General features: G+C 63.9%; 17 protein-coding genes and 1 tRNA gene. 10 read left to right on the top strand and 8 right to left on the bottom strand.

Features of this window, described 5'->3' with window-relative positions; all coding sequences use genetic code 11:
• Positions 1 to 11: 11 nt before the first annotated feature.
• Positions 12 to 1,187: an aminotransferase class V-fold PLP-dependent enzyme gene (locus tag JGU71_RS16495; protein WP_199705381.1), complete on the bottom strand. Its 1,176-nt coding sequence runs from the start codon at positions 1,185 to 1,187 to the stop codon at positions 12 to 14.
• Positions 1,188 to 1,350: 163 nt separating this feature from the next.
• Here JGU71_RS16495 and egtA point away from each other — a divergent pair, with 163 nt between their 5' ends.
• From egtA to egtD, 4 genes are read left to right on the top strand one after another with little or no spacing between them, the layout of a single operon-like run.
• Entirely contained in the window at positions 1,351 to 2,631 is a 1,281-nt protein-coding gene (egtA, locus tag JGU71_RS16490; RefSeq protein WP_199705380.1) for an ergothioneine biosynthesis glutamate--cysteine ligase EgtA, read from the top strand.
• Positions 2,628 to 3,953, top strand: a complete 1,326-nt coding sequence (gene egtB / locus JGU71_RS16485) for an ergothioneine biosynthesis protein EgtB (RefSeq protein ID WP_199705379.1) — start codon at positions 2,628 to 2,630, stop codon at positions 3,951 to 3,953. The genes egtA and egtB overlap by 4 nt, the downstream gene beginning before the upstream one ends.
• Before the next feature lie 9 nt (positions 3,954 to 3,962).
• Positions 3,963 to 4,736: an ergothioneine biosynthesis protein EgtC gene (gene egtC, locus JGU71_RS16480; protein WP_199705378.1), complete on the top strand. Its 774-nt coding sequence runs from the start codon at positions 3,963 to 3,965 to the stop codon at positions 4,734 to 4,736.
• A gap of 40 nt (positions 4,737 to 4,776) precedes the next feature.
• A complete protein-coding gene (egtD, locus tag JGU71_RS16475; RefSeq protein WP_199705377.1) occupies positions 4,777 to 5,748 on the top strand; it encodes an L-histidine N(alpha)-methyltransferase in 972 nt (323 codons plus the stop codon).
• A 6-nt stretch (positions 5,749 to 5,754) separates the two neighbouring features.
• Here egtD and JGU71_RS16470 read toward each other — a convergent pair whose 3' ends face one another.
• Complete coding sequence (locus JGU71_RS16470; RefSeq protein ID WP_199705376.1) at positions 5,755 to 6,672, bottom strand: oxidoreductase; 918 nt, start codon at positions 6,670 to 6,672, stop codon at positions 5,755 to 5,757.
• 75 nt (positions 6,673 to 6,747) lie between these two features.
• Between JGU71_RS16470 and JGU71_RS16465 the strand changes: the two genes are divergently transcribed.
• Positions 6,748 to 7,347, top strand: coding sequence for a TetR/AcrR family transcriptional regulator (locus tag JGU71_RS16465; RefSeq protein WP_199705375.1), 600 nt, complete (start codon positions 6,748 to 6,750; stop codon positions 7,345 to 7,347).
• Between the two features lie 5 nt (positions 7,348 to 7,352).
• Here the strand turns inward: JGU71_RS16465 and JGU71_RS16460 are convergent, their stop codons facing one another.
• From JGU71_RS16460 to JGU71_RS16445, 4 genes are all read right to left on the bottom strand, one after another.
• The gene (locus JGU71_RS16460) at positions 7,353 to 7,979 is read right to left on the bottom strand and encodes a DUF2461 domain-containing protein (protein ID WP_199705374.1); all 627 of its coding nucleotides are present in this window, start codon (positions 7,977 to 7,979) and stop codon (positions 7,353 to 7,355) included.
• 77 nt (positions 7,980 to 8,056) lie between these two features.
• The gene (locus JGU71_RS16455; RefSeq protein WP_199705373.1) at positions 8,057 to 9,037 is read right to left on the bottom strand and encodes a ribose-phosphate diphosphokinase; all 981 of its coding nucleotides are present in this window, start codon (positions 9,035 to 9,037) and stop codon (positions 8,057 to 8,059) included.
• Positions 9,034 to 10,545 (bottom strand): bifunctional UDP-N-acetylglucosamine diphosphorylase/glucosamine-1-phosphate N-acetyltransferase GlmU, encoded by a 1,512-nt coding sequence (gene glmU, locus JGU71_RS16450; RefSeq protein WP_199705372.1) that lies wholly within the window; start codon positions 10,543 to 10,545, stop codon positions 9,034 to 9,036. Before glmU ends, JGU71_RS16455 begins: the two co-directional genes overlap by 4 nt.
• Before the next feature lie 80 nt (positions 10,546 to 10,625).
• A tRNA-Gln gene (locus JGU71_RS16445) sits at positions 10,626 to 10,696 on the bottom strand.
• A gap of 291 nt (positions 10,697 to 10,987) precedes the next feature.
• On the opposite strand from JGU71_RS16445, the gene JGU71_RS16440 reads away from it, so the two are divergent.
• From JGU71_RS16440 to lhgD, 5 genes are all read left to right on the top strand, one after another.
• Entirely contained in the window at positions 10,988 to 11,617 is a 630-nt protein-coding gene (locus tag JGU71_RS16440) for a TetR/AcrR family transcriptional regulator (protein ID WP_199705371.1), read from the top strand.
• 156 nt (positions 11,618 to 11,773) lie between these two features.
• A complete protein-coding gene (locus JGU71_RS16435) occupies positions 11,774 to 12,421 on the top strand; it encodes a TetR family transcriptional regulator (protein WP_199705370.1) in 648 nt (215 codons plus the stop codon).
• A 121-nt stretch (positions 12,422 to 12,542) separates the two neighbouring features.
• Complete coding sequence (mfd, locus tag JGU71_RS16430; RefSeq protein WP_199705369.1) at positions 12,543 to 16,175, top strand: transcription-repair coupling factor; 3,633 nt, start codon at positions 12,543 to 12,545, stop codon at positions 16,173 to 16,175.
• Positions 16,172 to 17,074 (top strand): nucleoside triphosphate pyrophosphohydrolase, encoded by a 903-nt coding sequence (locus tag JGU71_RS16425; RefSeq protein ID WP_199705368.1) that lies wholly within the window; start codon positions 16,172 to 16,174, stop codon positions 17,072 to 17,074. The genes mfd and JGU71_RS16425 overlap by 4 nt, the downstream gene beginning before the upstream one ends.
• Positions 17,035 to 18,282 carry an L-2-hydroxyglutarate dehydrogenase gene (lhgD, locus tag JGU71_RS16420; protein ID WP_307829684.1) on the top strand — a complete coding sequence of 416 codons (1,248 nt, stop codon included), beginning with the start codon at positions 17,035 to 17,037 and terminating at the stop codon, positions 18,280 to 18,282. Before JGU71_RS16425 ends, lhgD begins: the two co-directional genes overlap by 40 nt.
• Before the next feature lie 57 nt (positions 18,283 to 18,339).
• Here the strand turns inward: lhgD and JGU71_RS16415 are convergent, their stop codons facing one another.
• Positions 18,340 to 19,698, bottom strand: coding sequence for a glutamate-1-semialdehyde 2,1-aminomutase (locus tag JGU71_RS16415; protein WP_199705367.1), 1,359 nt, complete (start codon positions 19,696 to 19,698; stop codon positions 18,340 to 18,342).
• Between the two features lie 127 nt (positions 19,699 to 19,825).
• Positions 19,826 to 21,439, bottom strand: coding sequence for a DUF4832 domain-containing protein (locus tag JGU71_RS16410; RefSeq protein WP_199705366.1), 1,614 nt, complete (start codon positions 21,437 to 21,439; stop codon positions 19,826 to 19,828).
• Positions 21,440 to 21,489 lie beyond the last annotated feature (50 nt).

Raw genomic sequence — 21,489 nt, 5'->3', positions numbered from 1 at the left:
TCTCGCCGCTGTCACAGGCACGCGACAGCGGCGACGAAACTGTCGAGATCGTCATGGGAAACGAAGTAGTGCGGCGACGCTCTGACGAGCGCTGAGATGCCTCGCGCTGTCATGTCGAGCAGTGTCGAGCTGCGGTGGCTGACCGTCACGATCATGTTGTCGGCGGCGAGTCGGTCCCTGACGTTTTCGGGCTCGACGCCTGCCACGGTGAACGACACGATCCCGCTTCGGTGGCTGCCGAGGTCGAGGGGCGTGACGTTCGGTAGCTCGGCGAGGCTTGTGCGCAAGTAGTCCGCGCGCTCGGCGACCTGGGCGTAGACCGTGTCGGGGCCGAGGTCGAGCAGGTACCGCAATGCGGCTCCGAAGCCGAGTCGGGCGGCGACGTCGTGTTCCCAGAATTCGAACCGCGCGGCACCTGCGGCGACCGTGTAGTCGTCCGCCGCCGTCCACGCGGCGCTACCGAGGTCGAGGGTCGCAGGCTGCAGTGCTGCGGCCAGCTCGGCACGGACGTAGAGGAACCCGGTTCCACGAGGTGCGCGCAGCCATTTGCGGCCCGTAGCGGACAGGGCGTCGACACCCAGCGCCGCTACGTCGACGGGCAACTGTCCCACCGATTGGCAGGCGTCGAGGAGCACGAGCGCGCCGACTCGGTGGGCAAGTTCGACGACTTCGGCGACCGGGTTCACCAGGCCGCCGTTGGTCGGCGCGTGAACGAGCGACACCAACCGCACTCGATCGTCGAGCAAGCTTTCCAGCGCGGTGAGGTCGATCTGCCCGGTGGAATCGCTTGGAATTACATCGACGATCGCACCGGTTGCCCGCGCCCGTTGCAGTACCGCGATCGCGTTGCTCGCGTACTCGACTTCGCTGATCAGGACGCGGTCGCCCGCGTGGAGCGGGACGGCGTAGAAGAAGTCGGTCCAGGACCGTGATGCGCTGTCGCTCAACGCGATCGACGTCGCAGGCTCGGCCGCATTCAGCAACGTTGCGATCGAGCGTTTGACCTCGGCCAGGTCGTCGAGTCGCTCGCTGCCCGCGCGGTAGCCGCCGATCTGCGTCTCGCGTCGTAGGTGGTCGACCATGGTTTCGACGACGACCTGCGGGGGTAACGACGAACCAGCGCTGTCGAGAAACACGGTCTCCCGGCAGCCGGGCGTGTCCTCGCGTACGCGCTCGAGATCGAACATGATCGCGACAGTACCTACAGCTGGATACAGCGTTCGCTGTGCACGGATGTTATGACGAGTTCATGAACGTCATGCTCGCCGTCACGCTGATATCCATTTACTGTCGGTGGCAGTCTCTACGATCGCCTGTACCGGACCCACCCGCCAAGGATCGGAGGTCATCATGGCGATGGCACTGGACAACTCTCTGCTCACGACGCGGGCTGCTGCCGAAGCGTTCGTCGGGGGTGTGTGCTTCAAACTCGGTCCACCCGCACTCATCGGTGCCGAACTCGAATGGCTCACCGTCCGGCAAGCCTCTAGTAACGGTGACTGTCCGAATTCGCCGACACTCTCCACCCGACCCAGCCTTGCCACGATCGCGGCGGCACTGGGACCGCACACACCGAAATCGCTCGATCCCTCCTCGCCCGCCGACCCACTTCCTCGTGGCAGCTACATCACGATCGAACCCGGCGGCCAGATCGAAATCTCGAGCGCACCGTTTTCTTCCGCCGAGCAACTGTGCCGGTCGTTGCAAGAAGACGAAGAATATTTGCGCACACTCCTCGCCACCGAGTCCATTGCAGCCCTCGCGCGTCCGACGGACGCAGATCGGCCGCCCGAGCGGTTGCTGCGAGCCTCCCGCTACACCGCGATGGAGGATCGGTTCGCGAGCATCGGCCCGTTCGGAACCCTGATGATGTGCAACACCGCAGCCACTCAGGTCAGCGTCGATGCAGGCCGCGATGCTGCCGACGTCGCTGCACGGTGGAACGCACTCGATGCCATCGGCCCGGCGTTGCTCGCTGCCTTTGCATGTTCCCCGACCTTGGCAGGCGCGCCGGCAGGCCGGTGGGCGTCGCAGCGCATGCGGACGTGGCTGCAGTTGGATCGATCCCGAACCTCGCCGCCGCTCGGTGATTCGACCGATCCGATCGCCCGATACGCGCAGTGGGCGCTCGACGTTCCGTTGCTCTGCGTGGTCGGCGAGCAGGGCGCGAACTGGGCGGCACCGCCCGACGCGACGTTCGCAGACTGGATTGCAGGATCGCTCGACGACCTCATCGACAGGCGTCCGACCCGGTGCGATCTCTCCTATCACCTGACCACGCTGTTTCCACCCGTGCGGGCGTCCGGTCATCTGGAGGTTCGCTACATCGATGCCCAGCCCGGGCACCTGTGGGCGGTTCCGATCCAGGTGCTCGATGCGCTGCTGTCCACACCGGAATCGGTCGCATCGGCGACGGCGCTGGCAGCGGGTACCGCGCACAGATGGTGGGACGCTGCAGAGTTCGGGCTGGCAGACGCAGAGCTTCGTGCGACGGCGGTATCCCTGTTCGAGTTGGCCGCCGAGCACACGGAGTGGCCCGATGCGCGCACGGCGTTGCGTGCTGCGGCAAAGCGCTGTCGCAACGGGGTTGCACCGGGAGCGGACGAACGAGGAGAGGACGCAGGTCGATGAGTGAGACAGAAGCACTGCGGACCGAACTTGCGGCCGCGCTGACGAGGAGCAGGGCTCGATCGGCTGCGCTGACGGATTGTCTGGACGAAGACGAACTGGTTGCTCAGCATTCTCGGCTGATGAGTCCGTTGATCTGGGATCTCGCGCACATCGGGAACCAGGAGGAACTGTGGTTGGTGCGTGACGTCGGGGGTCGGGAGCCGGTCCGGAGCGACATCGACGAGCTGTACGACGCCTTCAAACACGCCCGCTCGAATCGGCCGCAGCTGCCGCTGCTCGGTCCCGTCGAAGCTCGGACCTACGTCGGGCAGGTTCGCGACAAGGTCTGGGACATTCTCGACACGTCACCACTGCGCGGAAATCGGCTCGAACACGACGGCTTCGCGTTCGCAATGATCGCCCAGCACGAGCAACAGCATGCCGAGACGATGTTGGCGACGCACCAATTACGCAGTGGCCACGCGGTTTTGGCCGCCGCCGCACCGCCCGCCCCGAGTCGACGCGTAGTCGGCGGCGAGGTTGTCATCGCCGCAGGGGAGTTCACGATGGGCACTTCGACGGAACCGTGGGCGCTCGACAACGAGCGGCCTGCCCATCGACGCCACGTTCCTGCATTCGCCATCGATGTCGCACCGGTGACCAACGAGCAATACCTGGCCTTCATCGCCGACGATGGCTACGACCGGCCCGAACTGTGGTCCGACCGCGGTTGGGCGCATCGAATGGAGGCGCAGTTGGTCGCGCCCGAATTCTGGGAACGAGATGCAGGCGGGCGGTGGTGGCGTCGCAGGTTCGGCACGATGACCCCCCTTCGTCCCGACCAACCCGTCATGCACGTCTGCTACTTCGAAGCGGAGGCGTACGCGACGTGGGCAGGCAAACGACTGCCGACCGAAGCCGAATGGGAGAAGGCTGCCCGGTTCGATCCGGACACCGAAAGGTCACGTCGATTCCCGTGGGGTGATGCCGATCCGACCGACTCTTCTGCCAACCTCGGTCAGCGTCATCTCGAACCTGCCGATGTCGGTGCGTACCCGGCGGGTGCGTCACCGGCTGGTGTGCACCAGCTCATCGGTGACGTGTGGGAGTGGACGTCGTCGAGCTTCGAGCCGTACCCGGGCTTCGAAATGTTTCCCTATGCCGAGTACTCGCAGGTCTTCTTCGGCGGCGATTATCGGGTGTTGCGCGGCGGCTCGTTCGGAACCGATTCGGTCGCCTGCCGCGGGACGTTCCGCAACTGGGACCACCCGATCCGCAGGCAGATCTTTGCCGGGTTCCGTTGTGCGCGTGATGTTCTCGATACGACCCGCGGCGGGCGGTAGCGAGCGGACATGTGCCGTCATCTCGGCTATCTCGGTCCGGCTGTGCCGGTGAGCGAACCGATCACCCGCGGTCCGCACTCGCTCCGCGTGCAGTCGTGGGCCCCACGCGAGATGCGTGGTGGCGGGACGATCAATGCGGATGGGTTCGGCGTCGCGTGGTGGCCTGCGCAGGCTCCGGGCGACACGGATGCCCTCGATGCCCAGGATGTTGAGCCGACTCGCTACCGCAACGCCGCGCCGATCTGGACCGATCCTGCCGTCGACGACGTGCTGTCGCAGATCGAGGCGACTGCCGTGCTCGGCGCGGTGCGGTCGGCAACGGTCGGCATGCCGGTCGAACGTACTGCGTGTGCGCCCTTCACCTCGGGTCGCTTGGCCTTCAGCCACAACGGTGTAGTGCCCGACTGGCGAGCGGTATGCGCAGCCGTGTCGAAGGAGGTCGGTGGCGTCGACCCGTTCGAACTCGAAGCCTCCACCGATTCGGCCGCGCTGTGGTTGTTGGTCCGGGCGTTGCTCGAGCGCGGCGCCGACCCGTCGGAGGCCTTGACCGAAGTGGTCCGCCGCGTCGTCGCCGAGCGAAGTGAGGCGCGGGTGAATCTGCTGCTCGGTGACGGCGAACAGCTATGGGCGACAACCTGTTACCACTCACTGTCGGTCCTCGTCGACGACACGAGTGCAGTTGTGAGTTCCGAACCGTACGACGACGATCCCCGATGGCAGCCGATCGACGACCGCTCGGTCGTCACGGTCCGTCCTGGGCACGTTGCGATCGAATCCCTATGACCTCGTCTTGTGCAGACGACCGATACCGAGGAGTTGCTCGATGACAGCACCGACCCTGGAGATCCACCTCTCCGAGGAGCAGATGACAGAGGCGCTGCGAACCGATGCGCGTGTCGGTCTGACGGCGTCACCGAAGTGGTTGCCGCCCAAGTGGTTCTACGATGCACGGGGTAGCGAACTGTTCGAACAGATCACCGAACTGCCCGAGTACTACCCGACTCGCACCGAGCGTGAGCTGCTGCGAGCCAGCGCAGCCGAGATCGCCGCGGTGAGTGCACCGCAGATCCTCGTCGAACTCGGTTCGGGATCGTCGGACAAGACCAGACTGCTCCTGGATGCGATGACCGCGCACGGCACCCTCGAACAGTATGTGCCGCAGGATGTTTCACCGGCCGCATTGGGTAGCGCCATCGAGGCGCTCAGTCGCGACTATCCAGAACTACAGGTGCACGGCGTGGTCAGCGACTTCACCGACACCCTGCATAACCTGCCGACCGGCGGGCGCCGGATGATCGCGTTTCTCGGCGGCACGCTCGGTAATTTGGTGCCCGCCGAGCGGGCGGAGTTTCTGGCAAGCATCGCCGCGGTTCTCGAAACGGGCGAGCAGTTGCTCGTTGGCGTCGGTTTGGTGATCGACCCGGCGATACTCGTTCCGGCCTACGACGACGCCGCGGGTGTGACCGCGGAGTTCAACCGAAATGTCTTGCATGTCCTCAACAATCGACTGTCGGCGAACTTCGAGCCCGATCGTTTCTCCCACGTCGCCTATTGGGATGCGGACAACGAGTGGATCGAGATGCGTCTCGAAGCGACGGCCGACATGACGGTCCACGTCGGAGATCTCGGACTGACGGTCGCATTCGGCACAGGCGAACAATTGCGAACGGAAATCTCCGCGAAGTTCACCCTCGACGGAATCGGTCGCGAGCTTGCCGCCGCCGGCTTCGACGTCGAACAAACCTGGACCGATGCCGACGAGCGCTTCGCTCTGATCTGCGCAGGGAGGCGGTAGGCGAGGTCAGCGCCTCGTGAGCTGCGCCGCTGGGAAACTCACGCCGGTGAGGTCCTCGGATGCGGTCCACAGGCGCTTGGCCAGTTCCTTGTCGCCCGCTTCCTTGGTGCGGCCGACCAGTTTCGGGTTGCCGCGCATCTCGTAGAGACCCTTCGGTCCGACGTAGCTGCCGCCGGGGATGTCCTGGCTCGCGGCGAAGAGGCTCGGCCATGCGCCTGCGTCGGCGTCCTGCGCAAGCACCATGTTCCCGATCTTCATCCCGAAGTCTGCGATCGGGTTGGCGGCGTGGGACTGCAGGTTCGTCGCGGACCAGCCCGGATGCGAATTGAGCGCGCGCAGCGGTGAGCCTGCGTCGTCGAGTCGACGTTGTAGTTCGAGGGAGAACAGCAGGTTCGCGAGCTTCGACTGACCGTAGGCGCCCATGCGGTTGTAGCTGCGCGTCTTCCAGTTGAGGTCGTCGAGGTTGATCGTGCCGCGTCGGTGCGCCTGCGAGGCGACCGTGACGATGCGGTCGGTGATATGGGGGAGCAGCTGGTTCGTCAGTGCGAAGTGGCCGAGATGGTTTGTGCCGAACTGGGTTTCGAAGCCGTCCTTGGTTTCGCCGTGCGGCGGAATCATCACGCCTGCGTTGTTGACGAGGACGTCGATGTCGCCGGTCCACTCGTCGGCGAAACGCCGAATCGAGGACAGGTCGGCGAGGTCGAGTTGGCGAACTTCGACGCTGCCCTTGGTCGAGCCCGCTGTGATGGAGGCGGCTGCCTCGGCGCCGCGCTTCGGGTCGCGGACCGCAAGGACGACGCGCGCGCCGACCCGAGCGAGTTCGCGAGCGGTCACGAGGCCGATACCGCTGTTGGCGCCGGTGATGACGACGGTCCGGCCGTCGAAGGATGGGAGTTGAGCCGAGGTCCACTTGGAATTTGTCATGCCACCAATGTAGGCACTGACAACAAAGTAGTCAATGCCAACATTTTGCGGAATGTTCGGTATTCTGCAGTGGCTATGACTTTCACTCGCCCCCGCTCCTATCACCACGGGGACTTGCGCGGTGAACTCCTCGTTCGCGCCGAGGAGACGTTGCGCGAGTCCGGTGTCGACGGCCTGTCGCTGCGTCAACTCGCGCGCGATATCGGCGTGAGCCACGGTGCGCCAAGCCGTCACTTTCGCGACAAGCAAGCGCTGCTGGATGCGCTGGCACTCAGTGGGTTTCAGCGGTTGGACACGTTGTTCTCGACCGCGGTCCTCGGAGGCACCTTTGCCGAACAACTCGAAGGTATCGCGCGCGGATACCTACGGTTCGCGATCGAGAACTCTGCCCTGCTCGAGCTGATGTTCGCCCGCAAGCACAGCCCGAACGCCGGCACCGAACTGCCCGCGGCGGCCGAAGCGGCTTTTCTGACACCGGTCGCGTTGATCGCCCGCGGTCAGGCCGACGGCGACGTCGTCGCTGGGGACATCCAGCGGATCGGCCTCGCAGCGTTCGCGAGCATGCAGGGACTCGCGACCTTCGTCAGCTCCGGCTTTGCCCCGGCGGAACTTGCCGAGGAGATGCTGTCCGACGTCGTGACCCAGATGCTGGACGGACTGCGCCCGCGGTCCTGAACTCCTCAAGCGAAGACGTCGCCGAGCCAGTCGACGAGTGGCCGGATCGCATTCCACGATGCGCGGACCTCTTTCACGGTGCGCGGCGTCGACAGCCATGCGGGCGCGCCGAACTCTCTGCCTGCCGTCAGCGACTTGTGGCGCAGTATGTCGATTCGCGGGTGTTCGGATGCGAACCCCCGTGGTGCCGTCTTCAATTTGTCGCCGCCGATGCGGAACTTCTTCGCTTCGGGGGCGGCTAGAATCTCTACCAGTTCGGCTCCGCGCGACGAATCATCCACCGCTGCACGGAATCTCGCGATCTGCGCGGTCTCGCCGGAATAGAAGCCGCCGCCGACGTAGAGTCCGGCCGCATCGATCTGGACGTAATAGCCGCTGCCCGCGTTGACGTGAACGACAGCGCCCTGCGCGGTCTTGTACGGAGATTTGTCTTTTGCGAATCGAACGTCGCGATGCGGTCGGAAGATCTTGGCGGTACCGAACTCTGCTTCGAGTTCCGTTACGAGCGCCGTGATGGGGGCGCGAATCGCGGTGTCGTAGATCTCCTTGTGCGCCGTCCAGAAGGTCTTGCTGTTGTCCGCAGCCAGGTCCTCGTAGAAGTCGAGCGCTTCGATGGGTATGCCCGTGAACACCTAGGCAGCGTAGCTCGTCGTGAGTCCTTTCGGAGGTCGGGACCACCGAAAGGACTCACGAGCGGCGTAGCCGCCTCTTACGCGTTGCCGTTGAACAAGCTTGTGACAGAGCCGTTCTCGAATACCTCACGAATGGTGCGGGCCAGCAGTGGCGCGATGGACAGCACCGTCAACTGCGGGAACTTCTTGTCCTCGGTGATCGGCAGCGTGTTGGTGACGATCACTTCCTTTGCACCGCAGGAGGCGAGACGCTCGGCCGCGGGACTCGACAGGACGCCATGGGTCGCTGCGATGACGACGTCGCCTGCACCTGCTTCCTTCAGCACCCGGACCGCGCCGGCGATCGTGCCACCGGTGTCGATCATGTCGTCGATCAGGATGCAGGTGCGGCCTTCGACGCCACCGACGACACGGTTCGACTTGACCTGGTTCGGCACCAGCGGATCACGTGTCTTGTGGATGAACGCCAGCGGTGCGCCGCCGAGGGAGTCGGCCCACTTCTCGGCCACCCGCACACGACCCGAGTCGGGGGAGACGACCGTGATGTTGTCGAGGTTGTAGCCGTTGCGGATGTACTCCGCGAGCTGGTTGTGCGCGTGCATGTGGTCGACGGGACCGTCGAAGAAGCCCTGGATCTGATCGGTGTGCAGGTCGACCGTGATGATGCGGTTGGCGCCTGCGGTCTTGAGCAGGTCTGCGACGAGCCGCGCCGAGATCGGTTCGCGGCCGCGGTGCTTCTTGTCCTGACGCGCGTACGGGTAGAAGGGGAGCACCGCGGTGATGCGCTTGGCGGATCCACGCTTGAGCGCGTCGATCATGATCAGCTGTTCCATCAACCACGTGTTCAGCGGCCAGGGGTGGCTCTGCAACACGAAGGCGTCCGAGCCGCGGACCGACTGTTCGAAGCGGACGAAGATCTCGCCGTTCGCGAAGTCACGTGCAGTCTGCGGAGTGACGGTGACGTCGAGTTCTTTCGCGACTTGCTCGGCGAGCTCCGTATGCGCGCGGCCCGAGAAAAGCATCAGGCTCTTTTGGTTGTCTACTGAAAACGCGCTCACTGCTTGTCGCCGTCCTTTGGCTCTGTGTGCTGATCCGAACTGCTGCTGTCGTTGCGTGCCTTGTCACGATCGGCCAGTGCTTGCACCGCCGCCCTTGCCGCTGGCGTACCGGGTCGTTTGCGCTGCACCCAGCCCTCAATATTGCGCTGCGCCGTGCCGGACACCGCAAGCGCCCCCGGCGGAATGCTGCGCCGGACCACTGTGCCAGCGCCGGTGTAGGCACCGTCGCCGATCGAAACAGGTGCAACGAAGGTGTTGTCACTTCCGGTGCGAACGTGCGAGCCGACCGTCGTGTGGTGCTTGTTCACACCGTCGTAGTTGACGAAGACGCTCGATGCGCCGATGTTGCTGTGCTCGCCGATCGTGGCATCGCCGACGTAGGTCAGATGCGGCACCTTGGAATGCGCTCCGATTTCGGCGTTCTTCGTTTCGACGAAGGCGCCGAGCTTGCCCGAGACTCCGACGACCGTGCCGGGGCGCAGGTAACTGAACGGTCCGATCGTTGCGCGTGACGCGATGGTCGACTTTTCCGCGTGACTACGCACGACGGTTGCGGCTTCACCGACCGATACGTCCGTCAATGTGCTGTCGGGACCGATCACGGCGTCCTCGCCGATGTTCGTGCGTCCGAGCAGCTGGACGCCGGGGCGAATGATCACGTCGCGGCCGATGACGACACCCGCGTCGACCCACGTGCTCGCTGGATCGATGATCGTGACGCCCGCACGCATGTGCCGTTCGAGGATGTAGCGATTGAGAGCGCTCGTCGCTTCCGACAGCTGGACGCGGTCGTTGACGCCGGTCACTTTGGCCGGATCGGCAAGCACCGCACCGTAGACGGGCTTGCCTTCGTCACGCGCGATCTTGAGAACGTCGGTCAAATAGAGCTCGTGTTGCGCGTTTTCGGTGCTCAACTGGCTGATAGCAGCACGAAGCGCGGCGGCGTCGAACGCGTAGACACCGGAGTTGACCTCCGTGATCGCCGACTGCTCGGGTGTGGCGTCGGCGTGTTCGACGATCTCGGTGACGCCGCCGTCGGCCGACCTGACGATCCGGCCGTAGCCGTTTGCGTCGTCGGGAACGAAGGTCAGCACGGTGACGGCAGCGCGGTCGGAGTAGCTGCGGTGTTCGTCGAGGAGTGCGCCGAGGGTGTGGCCGTCGAGCAGGGGCACGTCGGCTGCGGTGACGAGAATGTCGCCGGTGAAGTCGGCAGGTAGCGCGCCGAGAGCGCACTGCACCGCATGACCGGTGCCGAGTTGGTGTTCCTGAACAGCGATGTCGATCTCTCGACCGATGTCGTCGGCGAGCGCTCCGACCGCAGCGACAACTTGCTCGCGATCGTGGCCGACAACAGTTATGAGATAGTCGGGTTTTATGTCCTGCGCGGCATGGATCGAATGAGCCAACATGCTGCGACCTGCAAGAGGATGCAGCACTTTGGGAGTCTTCGACCGCATCCGCGTGCCTGCGCCAGCGGCGAGGACGACGACGGCGGTCTGCTGGTGCATAAAGCTCCTCTGGTGCCAAACAGGTTTCGTGCGGCGCAGTGTTCGTAGGCCGCTGCGAAGCGTCATTGCTTGCAAGCGTGCTCCGCCGCCAGGACTCGAACCTGAACTATCTGAACCAAAATCAGAGGTGCTGCCATTACACCACGGCGGATTGCTGACCAGCGGACAAGGCTCGACCGTACCCGACAAAACCTATGGTTCTGACCGAGGAAGACGTTGCACAACCCCGCCACCGCGACCACGATCCTCGCATGCCGACCACGCGTACGTCGAACTGCTTGCGCGATTCGAACAGGTGTGTCGATACGCTGAGCCAGAGCTCGTATCCAGGGCAACAATTTTTCGACACAGCGCTCGAAAGGCGGAAGAACATGGTCGGCGACGGCGAGGTTCTGCGTTGACCGGCGGCGTACAGCCGGCGGAGCGGGCGCCCCGGACGCGCATGACCGGTACGCAGCGGCGCGAGCAGCTCGTCGAAATTGCCAGGTCGCTCTTCGCCGAACGCGGTTACGACGCCACCTCGATCGAGGAGATCGCGCAGCGGGCCAATGTGTCGAAGCCGGTCGTCTACGAACATTTCGGCGGCAAAGAAGGCCTCTACGCCGTCGTCGTCGACCGCGAGATGTCGATTCTGCTCGAGATGATCATGTCCTCCCTCACCCAGAATCGCTCGCGCGTGCGGATCGAGCGAGTCACGTTGGCGTTGCTCTCCTATGTGGAGGAGCGCACCGACGGGTTCCGCATCCTCGTCCGCGATCAACGCGCGACGTCGAGCGACGGGACGTATTCGAGTCTGCTCAACGAGGCGATCGGCCATGTCAGCCACATCCTCGCGGGTGACTTCTCCCGGCGCGGTCTCGATCCTGCTTTGGCGCCGCTGTACGCGCAGGCGTTGGTCGGCATGGTTTCGACGACGGCGACCTGGTGGCTCGACGAACGAATTCCGGCAAAAGAAGTCGTCGCGGCGCATCTGGTGAACGTCTGCTGGAACGGCCTCACCAATCTGGAGTCGAACCCGCAGTTACGTTCTGAGCCCGATCCCGGTTTGGGCGGCGATGACCCGAGCAAGTAGAAATAGGAAACGCGCCAGGCAACCTTTCGGTAAAAGGAGGTCTCGACCCGATGACTGAAGCGCTGGGTGAAATCCGCCCCGGTGGTACGGTTCACCTAACCTTTGTGTGCTGTTGGGGTCGTAATGTCGGGTTGATCCGGGGATGGCGAGGCAAGAATGGCTAGGCAAGCACGCGCGGAGATCACTCGCGACTCCGTGCTGGCCGGTGCCGCTGATGTGTTTCTGCGTCTAGGTTACGCAAACGCGAGCCTCAGCGAAATCATTGCGCAGTCGAATGTGACCAAGGGCGCTCTCTACTTCCATTTCGGCTCGAAGGAAGAACTTGCGCGCGCGGTCGTCGATCAGGGCAGCGAACGGCTCAACGAAGCCTGCAAGGGCTTTTTCGACAGTCGCGTTCCCGCGTTGGAGGCCTGCATCGGGATCTCCTACGTTATTGCGGACCTGACGCAGAACGATCCGATGGTTGCGGCGATGTTGAAGCTGAATCATCAGATCGGCGACTACCGCGGCACCCAGGGCGACAGCATCGCCGCGTTCTGGGAGAAGACGCATCGGATTCTCGCCGAGCGGGCGATCGAGCAGGGTGACCTGGAGTCCGATCTCGATCCCGAGGTCGTCGGGATGCTGTGGCAGGAACTGACGGCCGGCGTTCACGTCGTCGCGGTCGGGACCGACTCCGTCGATCAGATGGCGGCGCGGATGGAGCGGCTCTGGTACTTCCTGCTGCCCTCGCTGGTGCCGAAGGAAAAACTGTCCTACTTCCGTGAGTTCGCCGCGCGACGATTGCGACGGTACGAGCCGTAGCGCTCGGCTCCGACACGGCACGAGAGGTGACACCGCAACGGCGGGTGTCGGTGCAACCTCATAGAATCGTGGATCGGTCCTCGGTTCGACGGCCGATCTGATTACCCCTGCGTTCAGGAGCATGCTGTTGTCTTCCATTTCACCGCCCATGGCGGGTTTGGCTGCCGCAGTATGCGCCGACGACGCGCTCGCCGGTATCGCTGATCGAATCGGAAGTCGGTCGCTCGATTTCGTCGGCCCCAATGCCGTCAGGCCGTTCCTCACCGCTGTGATCGCCAAGCAGACGCACGTGCTTCTCGTCACGGCGACGGGCCGCGAAGCAGACGACCTCACCTCCGAGTTGCGGGAAATTCTCGGCGGCGCGGTCGCACAGTTCCCGTCGTGGGAAACGCTGCCGCACGAACGGCTGTCGCCAGGTGCGGACACGGTCGGCAAACGGCTCGAATTGCTGCGACGTCTTGCCGCCCCTGACGACTCCGACTACGGACCGCCCCTTCGAGTCGTCGTCAGCACGATCCGTTCGATGATGCAGCCGATGGCCCCCGGCCTCGGCCACATCGTGCCGATCACCCTTCGGGTCGGAACCGAGTACAGCTTCGACGACCTGATCACGAGGCTTGTCGAATTCGGCTACACACGCGTCGACATGGTCGGCAAACGTGGCGAATTCGCTGTTCGCGGCGGCATTCTCGACATCTTTTCCCCCACCGCCGACCACCCTGTTCGGATCGAGTTCTGGGGTGACGAGGTCACCGAGTTGCGAGCATTCGCCGTTGCGGATCAGCGCTCACTTGTCGACGAGACCGTCGATGCCGTGATCGCTCCGCCGTGCCGTGAGCTGCTGCTGACCGAAGAGGTCCGTGATCGTGCCGCGCAGTTGGCGACGGACAATCCGGCAGACGCCGCGCTGGTCGAGATGCTCGAGAAGCTTGCGGCGGGCATCCCGGTCGAAGGTATGGAGGCGTTGCTTCCTGTTCTGATACCCGGTCGATTGCAGTTGCTCACCGAGGTACTCCCGGACGGTGCGCACGTCATGCTGTGCGATCCGGAGAAGATTCGCACGCGCGCAGCAGATCTCGTTCGAACCGGCATCGAGTTCCTCGAGGCGTCGTGGACCGCGGCGTCGATCGGTGGTGCCGCGCCGATCGACACGTCGAATCTGCGCGGGCAAGGGCTCGATCTCGCGGCGTCCGGCTATCGTCCGCTGCGCGAGGTGCGCGAGGCTGCAGAAGCGGGCGGGCACCCGTGGTGGACGATCAGTCCGCTCGCCTCGGGTAGTGGCGATCAGCTCGAGCTCGCCGTCCAGCACGCCCCGACGGCACGCGGATCCGAAGACGAACTCGCGACCCTGTTCGCGATGCTGCGCGGGCATGTCGCAACAGGCGGGCGCGCCGTTGTCGTCGTTGCAGGTCACGGCACCGCGCAGCGCATACTCGAGCGTCTCGCCGAGGCCGAGGTCCCCGCGGGGACGCTGGCAGGCGGTGCCGAACCCGAGCCGGGTGTGGTCGGTGTGCTGTGTGCCTCCCTCGGTGCGGGCCTGTTGCTGCCCGCCGCAGGCATCGTCGTCGTCGCCGAGTCGGACCTCACAGGCAACCGTATTTCCGCCGCGGGCGACGGCAAGCGGTTGGCGGCCAAACGGCGAAATCAGGTCGATCCGCTCGCGCTCAACGCAGGCGACATGGTCGTGCACGATCAGCACGGTATCGGTCGGTTCGTCGAGATGATCGAACGGACCATCGGCGGAGCGCGGCGCGAATATCTGGTCATCGAGTACGCGCCGAGCAAACGCGGGCATCCGGGCGACCGACTGTTCGTGCCGATGGATTCCCTCGATCAGCTCTCGCGTTACGTCGGTGGTGAGATGCCGTCACTGTCCAAACTGGGTGGATCGGATTGGTCGAACACAAAACGTAAGGCGCGCAAAGCTGTTCGTGAGATTGCCGGTGAGCTCGTGCAGTTGTACGCGGCCCGTCAGGCAGCGCCGGGCCATGCCTTCGGCCCCGACACCCCGTGGCAGAAAGAGATGGAGGACGCGTTCGCGTTCACCGAAACCGTCGACCAGATGACGGCGATCGCCGAGGTCAAGGCCGACATGGAGAAGTCGATTCCGATGGACCGCGTCGTCTGCGGCGACGTGGGCTACGGCAAGACGGAAATCGCTGTCCGGGCAGCGTTCAAGGCCGTGCAGGACGGTAAGCAGGTCGCCATCCTGGTGCCGACAACGCTACTGGCACAACAGCATTTGCAGACCTTCACCGAACGGATGGCCGCCTTCCCCGTCAAGGTCGAAGGTTTGTCGCGGTTCACCCACCCCAAGGAATCACGAGAGGTGTTGGCGGGCCTTGCAGACGGAACGGTCGATATCGTCGTCGGCACCCACCGCCTGCTGCAGACCGGTGTGCGGTGGAAGGATCTGGGACTTGTCATCGTCGACGAGGAGCAGCGCTTCGGTGTCGAACACAAGGAACACATCAAGGCGATGCGGACCGCGGTCGACGTACTGACGATGTCCGCGACACCGATCCCGCGAACGCTCGAAATGAGCCTCGCAGGTATTCGTGAGATGTCGACGATCCTGACTCCGCCGGAGGAGCGGCATCCGGTGCTCACCTACGTCGGTGCCTATCACGACAAGCAGGTAGCGGCCGCGATCCGGCGTGAACTCCTTCGCGACGGCCAGGTGTTCTACGTGCACAACAGGGTGAGCACGATCGACAAGGCGGCCAAGCGAATTCGCGACATGGTGCCCGAGGCCCGGATCGTCGTCGCGCACGGCCAGATGAACGAGGACACCCTCGAACGAACGGTGCAGGGCTTCTGGGAGCGCGAGTACGACGTGCTGGTGTGCACGACGATCATCGAGACCGGACTCGACATCTCCAATGCGAACACATTGCTCGTCGAGCGTGCCGACGCGCTCGGACTGTCGCAGCTGCACCAGTTGCGCGGTCGCGTAGGCCGCAGCCGTGAACGTGGCTATGCGTACTTCCTGTATCCACCCGAAAAGCCGTTGACCGAAACGGCATACGACCGCCTCGCGACCATCTCGCAGAACTCCGATCTCGGTGCCGGCATGGCCGTCGCGATGAAGGACCTCGAAATCCGTGGTGCCGGTAACGTTCTCGGCGCGGAGCAGTCGGGACATGTTGCGGGCGTCGGCTTCGACCTCTACATCAGGTTGGTCGGCGAGGCCGTCGAGGCGTATCGAGCTGCGGCAGACGGTCGGCCGATCACCACCGACGAGGCTGTCAAAGAGGTGCGCATCGATCTGCCCGTCGACGCGCACATCCCGCCCGACTACGTTGCGAGCGACAGGCTTCGGCTGGAGGCATACCGCAAACTTGCTGCTGCGAACGACGATTCGGAAACCGCAGGCGTCGTTGCTGAGTTGATAGACCGCTACGGCGCGCTTCCCGTCGAGGTCGATCGCCTCGTCGCGGTTGCGCGGCTGCGGTTGCTCTGCCGGGAGTACGGCATCACCGAAGTCGCCGTCGCTGGAACGTCGTTGAAGTTGACGCCGATGATCCTGCCGGATTCCAAGCAGACCCGACTCAAGCGCCTCTATCCGAGCGCGACCTATCGGGCGGCGACAAATGTGGTGACGTTGCCCCTGCCTCGGGTCGAGGACTCCGTCGGGTCGGCGCGCGTGCGCGATGTGGCACTTTTGCAGTTCATTGCCGACCTACTTCTCGCCATGGATGGTAAACCTGCTGGTGTGGTGAATCTTTCAGCTCCACTCGGAGTACTCGTGTGACGGTGATTCTGCTCGACCCGCTGCGACCGACGCTGGTTCCGTTGGAGGCTGTCGAGTTTCTCGGCGGGCCTGTGCAGTACACGGTCGAGGTTCCCGTCTCGGTGCGCTGGCGCATCCCCGGCACACTTGCGCCCGACGCAGTCGATGCCGTGCTCATCAGCACGGACCCGCGCAGCGAGGCAGTGCTCGCCCGGATCAGCAACGGCGAGAACGTGATTGCTGCACCGTCCTTGCCCGGCGACGCTTTGCTGGAAGCAGTCGACGTCATGGATCGGCTGTGGGGATTCGGCGGCTGGGAGGTGACGCAGAGCCACGATTCGCTGCGACCGTACCTGCTGGAGGAAACCTACGAACTGCTCGACGCCATCGGTCGATCGGATGCGGCCGAGATCAAGGAAGAACTCGGCGACCTACTACTGCAAGTGTTGTTCCATTCTCGGATCGCTCAGGCCGCAGGCGATTTCGTCGTCGACGACGTTGCCGCGACGCTGGTGGCGAAGCTTTCCCATCGCAGTCCGCACCTCGGCGACACGATGGTCGGCCCGATCGACGTCGCCGCACAGGAAAAAGCTTGGGAGAACCAGAAAGCCAGCGAGAAGGCGCGTCGCTCGTGCGTCGACGGCATCGCGATGGCACTGCCCGCGCTGGCGCTAGCGGAGAAGGTGCGCTCCCGCAGCGCCAAGGCCGGTCTGCCCGACGACCTCGTTCCCGAGACGCTCAAGCGCGTCGAGATCGGTCTGTACGGCAGCGCGGAAGAGGAACTTCGGAAGGCTGTTCTCGCCTTCGTTGCCGACATCCGAGCGGCCGAAGATGCTGCAGAGGCCGAACGGGGCGAGCGGCGTGCGTTGTTCGCCAAGCAGTGGCACAGATTCTGGCCGACATCAGAACAGAACCGTTAGGCGAGGCTGCGATGTACGACTACTGCGTGATCGGCGGCGGCATCGTCGGAGTCGCAACTGCGCGTGAGATATTGCGCAGGCACCCCGATGCGAGCCTGCTACTGCTGGAGAAGGCGGGCAGTCTCGGCTTCCACCAGACCGGCCACAACAGTGGTGTCATCCATTCCGGCATCTACTACGAGCCAGGCAGTTTGAAGGCCGAGTTGAGCCGTCGCGGTGCGGAAGCGACGAAAGCATTTGCCGCCGAACACAACATCCTGTTCGATGTTCGTGGCAAGTTGCTCGTCGCGACGAATCCGGTCGAGCACGCGAGAATGGTTGCGCTGTACGAGCGTTCGAAGGTCAACGGTCTCGATGTCGAAGTCATCGACCGCGCCGAACTGATCCGTCGCGAGCCTGCAGTCACAGGGACCGGCGCACTGTTCGTCCCGACGACCGGCATCGTCGACTATCGGCGAATCACCGACGTCCTAGCTGATTCGGTTCGCGCCGCCGGTGGCGAGATCAAGCTGGGAGTCGAGGTCGTCGGCATCACCGAGTCGACCGACGGAGTCGCGATCGACAGCCTCGAAGAATCTTGGAGTGCAACGCAACTCGTCGTCTGTGCCGGTTTGCAGGCCGACCGGATGGCTCGCCTCGCAGGCATCGCGGTCGACTTTCAGATCATCCCGTTCCGCGGCGAATACTACGAACTTCCGGAGCACCGATCGAAGCTGGTGCACCATCTCATCTACCCGATCCCGGACCCGGATCTGCCGTTCCTCGGTGTGCATCTGAGTCCGACCGCCGACGGGAAACTGACGGTCGGTCCCAATGCCGTCCTCGGGCTTGCTCGCGAGAAGTACAGAAAGTTCGGCTTCGACGGCCGCGACGTCTGGGAGTACCTGAGATTCCGCGGCTTCTACTCCGTCGCCCGCGCCAACATGCGGACCGGAATGGGGGAGATGCGTGACTCTCTCTCCAAGCGCGGCTACCTCGCACGCTGCCGCAAATACTGTCCCGAACTGACGCGCGGCGACCTGCTGCCGCGCGAAGCCGGAATCAGGGCACAGGCGGTCCTGCGCGACGGGACCTTGGTCCACGACTTCATGATCGAGCGGACCCCGCGCTCGGTCCATGTGCTCAACGCACCCTCGCCGGCGGCGACTTCGGCCCTGCCCATCGCCGAGATGATCGCGGACAAGCTCGGGCAGCCGCGCCGCTCGTGAGTCTTTTCGGCGCGCCCGCCCTCCGGAAAGACTCACGAGGCGCGTAGCGCCGTTGCGTCAGATCTGCCGGGGCGCAGCCAGGCGGCGCAGTGCGGGCGCGACCGGTCGACCTCTCAAAAGGCCAGCTACGCTGCCCTTTTCGAGCGCCTGGCGGTATGCGACCATCGCCTGCCGACTCGCTTCGATCGTGTGCTCGATGTCAGCGTCAGTGTGCGCGGCCGATACGACGAACGACTGCCCGAGCACACCTCGGTCCAGCAGTTCCTGCAAAAACAGCGTCCGAAAAGCTTGCGAAGGTGAACCATCCGGGTCGCGGGTGACGAAGACCGCACAGGACGGCCGACCGATCACCTCCAGATGCTTGTCGACACCGAGCTCGCGAGCTGCATCGTTGAACCCGGTCGAGAGCATGTGACCTGCTCGTTCCATGCGCCCGATCGGGTCGTCCGTTGTGTAGGCGTCGACTACGGCACGGAATGCCGCAAGTGATCCGGATTCCGGACCATGCGTCGTGGAAAGCAAAAAGACGCGGTCCTTGTCGGTCCGGAGACCGCCGAGCTCCATGTATTCCCGCTTACCTGCGAGCGCAGACAACGGGAACCCGTTCCCCATCGCTTTGCCCCAGCACGAGAGATCGGGCCGAACGCCGTATAGGTTCTGAGCGCCGTGTTCCGACCACCGGAAGCCGGTGATCATCTCGTCGAAAATCAGTAGGGTCCCGTAGCGGTCGCAAAGGTCTCGCACGCCTTGCAGGAAGCCCGGCTGTGGCTCCGCAGTCGAGGTCGCGGCCTCCATGATGACGCAGGCGACGTCACTCGCGGCAAGGACGCGGGCAAGCGAATCGAGGTCGTTGTACGTGAACCGGACCGACGTTGCGGAGCTCTCTTTCGGTATTCCGCTGTCCATATCGGTCGTTCCTATAAACCAGTCGTCAACCGAAAAAAACGGCTGATCGCACATCGCAACCGCGTCGCGGCCGGTCGCGGCCCGTGCCAAACGAATAGCCGCCGTCGTCGCATCCGACCCGTTCTTCGCAAACTTCACCATGTCAGCGCCCGGGACCAGACGCAGGAAGTCTTCAGCGGCAAGAAGCTCGAGCTCGGTCGGGCGGCTGAAATTCACCCCGTCGCGGATGACTTTCGCCACAGCGTCGACAACCGGCCCGAAGCCATGCCCGAGGGTGACCGCGCGCAGCCCCATGCCGTACTCCACGTACTCGTTCCCGTCGACATCCCACACGCGGGCGCCGCTGCCGCGCGCCAGAATCGGGGCCATGAACTCCGGGTATTGGTCGGCTCCGCGTGCATAGGTGTGCGCACCGCCTGGAACGAGGTCGTGCAAGCGGTCCTGTAGTTCGTTCGAGCGATCGAAGCGGCGCAGCAGCCGTGACGGATCGTCACCGGGTGTCGAACTCATGCCCACTCCTCGTCGTCGGTGCCGTCGCTCCGCGTCGCGCGAAGCTCTGCCGACTGTGATGCTAGAGGCTCGTTGCCTAATCGTGTCGGTTAGCCGATGAGTAAACGCGGGGTCGCGCCGACATCCCTCAAGCGACCGTGAATTCGCCGAGCAGGTAGCCGCCATCAGGATCGCGTGTGTACTGCGCCAGTTCCATAGGCCGAAACGCCACCGAATATGTTGCGTCCGTTTTCATTTCGCCCCACAACACACGAACGCGGACCGAGTATTCGCCTGGCGCCAAACCGCCGTCGATCATGACCAGATCCGTTTCGGTACGACTGGCAGGCGACGCGGCGAGATCGTCGTAGCTCTGCTCCGCGTAGAGCTCACGCAGGTCGATCCGAGAATCGATGGTGCGGACGACCGTGCCGGATGCGTCAAGGATGTCGTATTGCGGTTTCCATGCCTCGTAGGTTGGGGCTGTTCCAAAGTTGGTCCAGTCGAACGTCATCGGGACATCTGCACGGGGCGCGGCTCGCGTCGGTATCGCTGAGCTCGACACCGCGTAGCGATAGCCTGCGTACTTGTTCGCGCGCGACCAGAGGTCGTAGAGGTCGTCAGGCATCCGGTCGGCTGAGCGCTGAGCGGGAAAGCCAGTGCTCGCCGTCATCGAGACGTGGTCGTTGACGACGTCCCGCAGACCAGTCTCGTAATACTCTCGCTCGGTTCCACCTTTGAGAAATTGTGGTGGCCATTCGGTGATGGTCGGAGCGATCCGAAATCGGTTTCGCACAATGTCGACGATTGGATCGCCGGTTTGGACATAGCGGGAGAACTCGTTCTCCGCCCATGTCGGTATCGGCCGGTAGGCACCGAGGCCGTCGCTGCGGTTTCCTACCGGTTTCACGACGTCGGCGAGAGCCGGGCTGTCGCGCATCAGCTCCTTGGTGATCTGTGGATTGCCGAGCGACGCGACGATCTGAGTGTCGGGAAAGGCTCGCAGGTTTGCTTCGACCAGGTACTCGATCGATTCGCTGGTGATGTATTGGTCACGGTATTGGCTGAAGTAGCCGAGTTCGGCTTCGCTTTGTTCGGGTTCGGGTGCTGGAATGCCGAGTTCGTCGCGCATGAAAGCAACGTGGTTCTCACTGAAGTCCCCGTATCCCGACATCTCGAAGACCGCTACCCGCTCGTCCTTGTTGTATCGCCGGCCGAGCGCACCGAGCAAGTCGGCGAAGTACGACAGGTAACTTTCGTCGTTCCAGTTCGGAATCACGTAGGTGACGCCGTTGTGGTCGTAGTCCTGGGTCGCGCCCTCGATAGTTCGTAGCCAATCGGGTACGGATATGTCCGTGTTGTCCGGGTAGCTGTCCTGGCAGCACGAATTGAACGAGGTGATGCGGAATCCGACGCGTCTACCCGTCTTGCCGGCGTTCTCGATGATCGCGTCGAGCTTGGAGAAGTCGTAAATATCCTCGTCATCGGCATTTGCTGAAATATTGCGAGGGTCTTCTGGTTGCAGCAGCCGCCAATCTATGCGAGCGCTCGTATCGCTGGTTCCTGGCCATGTCGGAAACTGACTTTGAGCAGGATTGGACTGCGGAAACAAGTCTGTCACGAGGTTTTCGTACTGGCCGCGAAGTGGGTTCACGAGGTCCGGTGCCGAGAACTCGATGACACCTCGGGGTGCGGGGTCGTCGACCAGGTCCGACGAGGTCGCACACGAGGAGATGACCGTGGCGGTGGTTACGGCGGTCATAGCGGCCGCCGTCCATCGAGCGAACACGTCGAACCTCCCTCCGTAAACGG

Origin of the sequence: Antrihabitans stalagmiti (assembly GCF_016482825.1) — a bacterium.
Lineage (GTDB): Bacteria > Actinomycetota > Actinomycetes > Mycobacteriales > Mycobacteriaceae > Antrihabitans > Antrihabitans stalagmiti.
Note: the sequence above shows the minus strand (reverse complement) of the source record. Positions and strands in the feature narration are given on the sequence as shown.